Genomic DNA, 5,948 nt, shown 5'->3' with positions numbered 1-5,948 from the left:
CCACTTGACTTTATAAGATTCTTTTAGATAAAATTGCAGCCTATCTTAATTTTCTATGATAAAGGAGAAATGGTGAATAAACAGAATTCAAAATTCACATTTAACAGAAAAAGTTTCGCACTTTCACTAGCGTGTGTCGGTCTTTTATCCACAGGTGCAAATGCGTATAGTATTTATGATACTGCAGGAACAGAACAATCCATTGCTGGTAATTCAGGTGCTATGACTACCAACTTTGTATCTATAGGAGCAGGTAGCGGTGGTGATGTTGGTAGTATTTTCACTATTAACAAATGGGACGTATCACAAAGCCTTACTGTTACAGCAGAAGCAATTTCTGGCGGTTCTCTTGGTTCTGGTGGTCTTACAGGTATTAATGTTGTAGCAAGTGGTGGTGCTGTTAGTGGTTCTTTAATCATCGGAAGTGGAGCAATCTTTAACGCAGGTGAAGGAAGTATCACTTATTCAGGCGCAGTAGGAGATACAGCAGCATTAACATTTGGTGTTGTTTCTGGTGCTGGTGCTGGGGTAACAGTGCAAAATGGTGCTGGAGTTGGAAATATTATACTAGATGGTGGCAAATTTGGCGAAGTTATCTTCAAGACAGGTGGCGAGCATTTTAAATTTGATGGAACAGTAGGTTCTGTTACATCTAAAGGTGGTATTCGTTTAGACTCTGCAGCTTCTACTACTCTATTTAATATTGGACAAAGTGGAGTTGTTAATGGCTTCAAATTTGATAGCATTGCGATTGCAGATTCTGCAGGAACTGCTCTCTTTGCAGGAAACACAACAATTATTAAAAATGATGGAACAATCAATGCACTTGAAGGAGCTACTAATAAAGCAGCAATCCATGTTTCAAAAGGAGTGAATGTTGGTTTTGGAGATTCTGGCTTCTCTGCTGTTATAAGCAATGGTCAAACTGGTCTTATTAATGGAAATATTATCATTGGTGATGTTACTGGAGCAGTAACAAATCTTCAAGTTAGTGGTGGAAATGCAGTTGGATCAATTTTATCTAATGCGGGAACACTTAAAGGTAACTTCACATTAGGTGGAGATATTAATATCGGGACAAAAGACGCTACTGCATCTGCTATTATTGTTAATAACTCTGGTGCAATCAGCGGTTCTGTAACAATTGGTGGTGCAAATAGCACAACAACAGTTTCAGGAAGTGGAACAAACATTCTTGTAAAAAATGATGGTTCTATCCAAGATGTAATCTTCAATGGTAAATACCAAGGTATAGATGGCACTGCTGCAAGTAATACACTTACATTTGTAAATAATGGTGCAAATGGCACAATTGGTTCTGTAACATTTACAAAAAGTGCAGTAACAGGAGATTCTAATCATCAAGGAACATTCACACTTCTAAACAACGAAGGAGTAGTAACAACATTTACAAACGAAGGTAGATTAGGAGATACAGCAGCAGGTCAATTAGTTTCTATTGTTGGAGCTGGAACAATCACTAACTTCAACAACAAAGGAGTAATTAGTGGTTTAACAACAACACAAGATGTTACTAAAGCACAAACAATTACGAATTTTGACAACTCAGGAACACTTCAATTTAGTGGTGCAGGTGATTATTATGTTAAACTTGGTGCTACAGATGCTACAGCTGCAACATTTAAAAACACAGGTGGTTTAATAAGTGGTGGTTCATTTGCTGTTTCTAACCTTTCTACATTTACAAACGCTGGAACAATTATTGGTTCATCATTCGAATCTGAAGCTTCAACTGTAGTTGATAAATTCACAAATTCAGGTGTATTTAGCGGTGCTACAGTTGATCTTGTCGTTAGAGATATGATTTTTGACCCAAGAAGTATATTTAGCGGTGGTAATCTTACACTTGGTGGCTTAACAGACTTAAATGCTGGTAATACAGAAGTTAATCAAAGTAATTTTACAAACTCTGGAACAATTAAGGGTGCAGACCTTAAAGTAAAAAATCTTAACACTTTTACAAACTATGGAACAATCATTGCAAGTGGTGCTGGTTTTGTAAAGGATGCTGATAGTGATATTATCTATACTTTCAAAAACTCTGGTGTGTTAGATAATAAAGCTGATTTTAATATTAAAATTACAGATGGTTTTGTAAACAGTGGTAATATAGCTGCTAGTGGTGGAACAATCCAAATCACAACAGGTAGAACAGCAGATGGTTCTATTATTACTAAAAACCATACATCATTTATCAACCAAGAAGGTGGTATCATTAGCGGTGATTTCACAATTGACTTCTTGGGTAAAGTGAATCAAAAATGGCAAGATGGTCAAGCAGCTAATACAAATGATGCTGAATCTGAAGTTGTAGATTTAAATGCTTACAACAACGGAACAATGCGTGGAACTACAATCCAAATTACAGATAACATTAATTCATTTACAAACTTAGAGCATGGTTTATTAGATAGTGTTACAATCAAATCAGCAGAGGCAGATGGATTTGATAATATTCTAAGCTTTACAAACCTTGGGGATATTAGAAATACTGTATTTAGTGGAGCTAATATCGTTAATTTCAACAACGATGGTGTAATTGCTGTTAATGCAAATGCTGGTAGTGGAAGTGATATTGATATTGGAACAACATTTAAAAACACAGGTATCATTAATGGTTCTGGTGCTACTACAGCAGCACATAATTTAACATTCACTCTAAAAGGTGAAGGTGAAAGAGCACTTTCTAACACAACATTCTTAAATGATGCAACAAGAACTGCTGATGGTAGCCTTGATGCTGGAACAATCAGAAATACTAACATTAATGTTGAAAACCAAGTAAAATCTTTTGTGAATAATGGTTTTATGGACAATGTAAATATCGGTGGAACAACAATAATTGATAGAGATGTGATTGGTCAATTCTCAAACACAAGAGATTTAACAAATGTTAATTTCAATGCTTTAACAATCAATGAATTTAGCAACACTGGTTATGCAAAAATTAATGCACAAAATGTTTTTGTTGGTAAATTAAGCAATGCAAATACATCTGAAGGACATAACTATGAAAATAGAAATGCTCTTTTAAATATCAATAGTGGTGCAGTCGTTGTAACACAAAGCGTATTCAATGCTGGAAATGCAACAATTGAACTAAATGGTCTAACTAGCGGTGGTGGTAATGGAACTGTAGGTGCAATCGTCTTAAAAGGTGGTCCTTCAGCTTCTACACAAACAACATTCTTAAATGAAGGAACAATTGCTCTAAATAGTGTAGTTGGAAATGGAGCAGATGTTATAACAGAAATCAACGATCCTGCTACTAATGCTCCTATTTTCAAAGCAGTTTCAAATACTGCTAAAGGTATTATTGGTGTTGATGGTTCAGTAAAAGCATTTACTAACAGAGGTTTAATGGGTAGTGTTGCAATTGTTGGTAACAATGATGCTGGAACAACTGGAGCACCAGTAATTGCTGGTAGTGATACTATTCTAAACTTTGAAAACAGCGGAACAATCACAAACCTAGAGCTTGATAATATTAACTTTACACAATTCAACAACGCAGGTATGATTGAGCTTACAGAAGAAGCAACAGTTGAAGGCTCAACAGCTGCTACAAATGTTACAACACATACAGCAGTTCAAAATGTTAAATTGGTAGATAGTGTTACAAGTGGTGTTCCAACAACATTTAACAACTCTGGAACAATTGTAGGGCTAGATAGTGATTTGATTGTTAATACTAGCAAACTAAGCTTCAACAACAGCGGTGAGATTTCTACAAAAACAGGTAGTCTCAATGGAGTCTTAAATGTTGAAAGAGGTGATGTTGAGTTTAATAACAGCGGTATTATCACAACAGCAGGAAGTATCCTTACAGGAGGAACTAATAATGCTGGTAAGTTTAACATTACTAACACAGGTGAGCTAAGATTATTAGGAGATAAAGCACATGTTGATATGACAAATGTTAGAGGTGTAACTGTTAAAAAATGGTTCCTTGCTGATATTGGTTCATCAGAAAGCTTTAACGTTGATGGTTCAGGCTTTAACGCATTTAGAACAAATAAAATTGTTGTAGATGGTTATGGCACAGGTAAAGCACTTACATTTGAAAAAGGTTCAATCATTATTGACCCTCTAAAAAATGGAGCTACTATTTCAGCAGGACAACCATACTTGCTAGATAAAATCGTTGTTGATTCAACAGGTAAAGGACTTGAAACACTTGGTGGAGAAGGTGATGCACTTTATGATTCTGTAGCTTTTGCACATAAAACTGGTAAAGAAGATCCAAGACTTGTAACAATTGAAACAATTGCTTCTAACGATCCAATCTTTGTAGTTACTGGTGCAGATATCTTAGATAAAGATGGTAATGATATTAGAGATTTCCAAAACACAACAACTACACCTCCAACTACAGATTCAGGTAGTGGCACAACAAGTGGTGGCGACACAACAAGTGGCGGAACAACTACACCTCCAACTGCAACTGGTCCTCAAGCTGGTCAAGCAGATGGAATCATTGATAGCTTTGTAGTTAATGTTGATGTTTCAAAAGGTGCAGGTGTTATTGCAACACAAAGTATTGTTAATAATGCAATCACAAGAAATGCGTTTGTAGGAACTGTTGTTAATACTGCTGTAAATTCTGCATTATCTGCAGCTAATAACAGAATTGCAAGCAATAGTGATGAAGATTTCTCTAAATTAGAGAAATATGCACAAGTAAGCTCTGATGTAACAGACCAAACTTATGGCTCTGTAAATACAGATACACAAGCATATGTAATGCCATATTACAGAAGCACAAGTATTGATTTACCAACAGGAGATAGCCTAGATGGTGATACTTATGGTATCGTTGGTGGATTACAAAAGAATTTAGGTGAAGCAGGTGTTCTTGGATTCTTCTTAGGATATGAAACAGGAAGCGCAGATTCTGTTCTTTTTGAGCAAGATGATGATACATTCTACTTAGGTGCTAACTACTATGCAGTATTAGGTGGAACATCAACTTATGATTACTATGTAAAAGGTATGGTAAGATTTGCGAACTCAACAACAGACCTTACTAGAAGAGATATTGGTGGAACAGGCGGTGCTGATTCTATTACTTATGGTATCGAAGGTAATGTTGGTTTGAACTTCTACAATGGTATCCATACATTCTCACCTGAATTTGGATTAAGCTATGATAAGGTTAATGCAGATGAATTTACACTTAATAATATTAACTATGAAAAAGCTAATATTGATATAATCATGGCTAAACTTGGTGTAAATTGGTTAGCACGTTTCAGTGAGTTTGTAAGCACAAATGTTGGTGTAGGTATCAGATATAACTTTGATGATTCTTATGATGCGAAGTTAAATATCCTTGGTCAATTATTTACAAGTGATGCAAGCTTAGGTGATTTCTACTACTATACAACAGTAGCATTGAACTTTGCAGTTACACCAAACATTGATTTCTCATTAGTTTATAATGGTGATTTCTCAAGTGATACATCTGCACATAGTGGATTTGTAAAACTAGGTTACTGGTGGTAAGAAAATCTAAACTCCTTTATGGGGTTTAGCACCATAGCTCCTCTTATAGAAAATAAAAAACTTCTAGGGATTCTTCCTAGAATGTTTTAAAAGTTATTTCTTTTCACACTTAGTGAATTTGTTAAATGTGTGCATTAGGTGTGAACAGAATAAACTTCACTTTTTTGTTAATTGTGGATTTTGTTTTACTTTTTCTCTACTATCCCTAAGCTAGAATCACCCCCTCTAGCTTAGGGATTTTTATTTTCTGCAATAGTTAATCTTGTCTTTATGCTTGTCTATATTAAGAAGAAATAGGCTTATAAGTTGTTTTTATTGAGATATGATTGTAGAATCTTTAGGAAGCATTACCTTTAATTTTATCTAGCCATTCTTTAAGTGTTTTCTCAAAACCTTTAGGAAGCCATTTGACGAAGGTTAAA

General features: G+C 35.2%; 1 protein-coding gene. It reads left to right on the top strand.

Annotated elements, in window-relative coordinates:
• The first annotated feature begins 72 nt into the window (after nt 1-72).
• Nucleotides 73-5,526, top strand: a complete 5,454-nt coding sequence (locus tag LS70_RS09610) for a hypothetical protein (protein WP_034288061.1) — start codon at nt 73-75, stop codon at nt 5,524-5,526.
• Nucleotides 5,527-5,948: the final 422 nt, after the last annotated feature.

It is taken from the genome of Helicobacter sp. MIT 11-5569, from assembly GCF_000765695.2.
Classification (GTDB): domain Bacteria; phylum Campylobacterota; class Campylobacteria; order Campylobacterales; family Helicobacteraceae; genus Helicobacter_D.
This window is presented reverse-complemented; position numbering and strand designations above follow the sequence as displayed.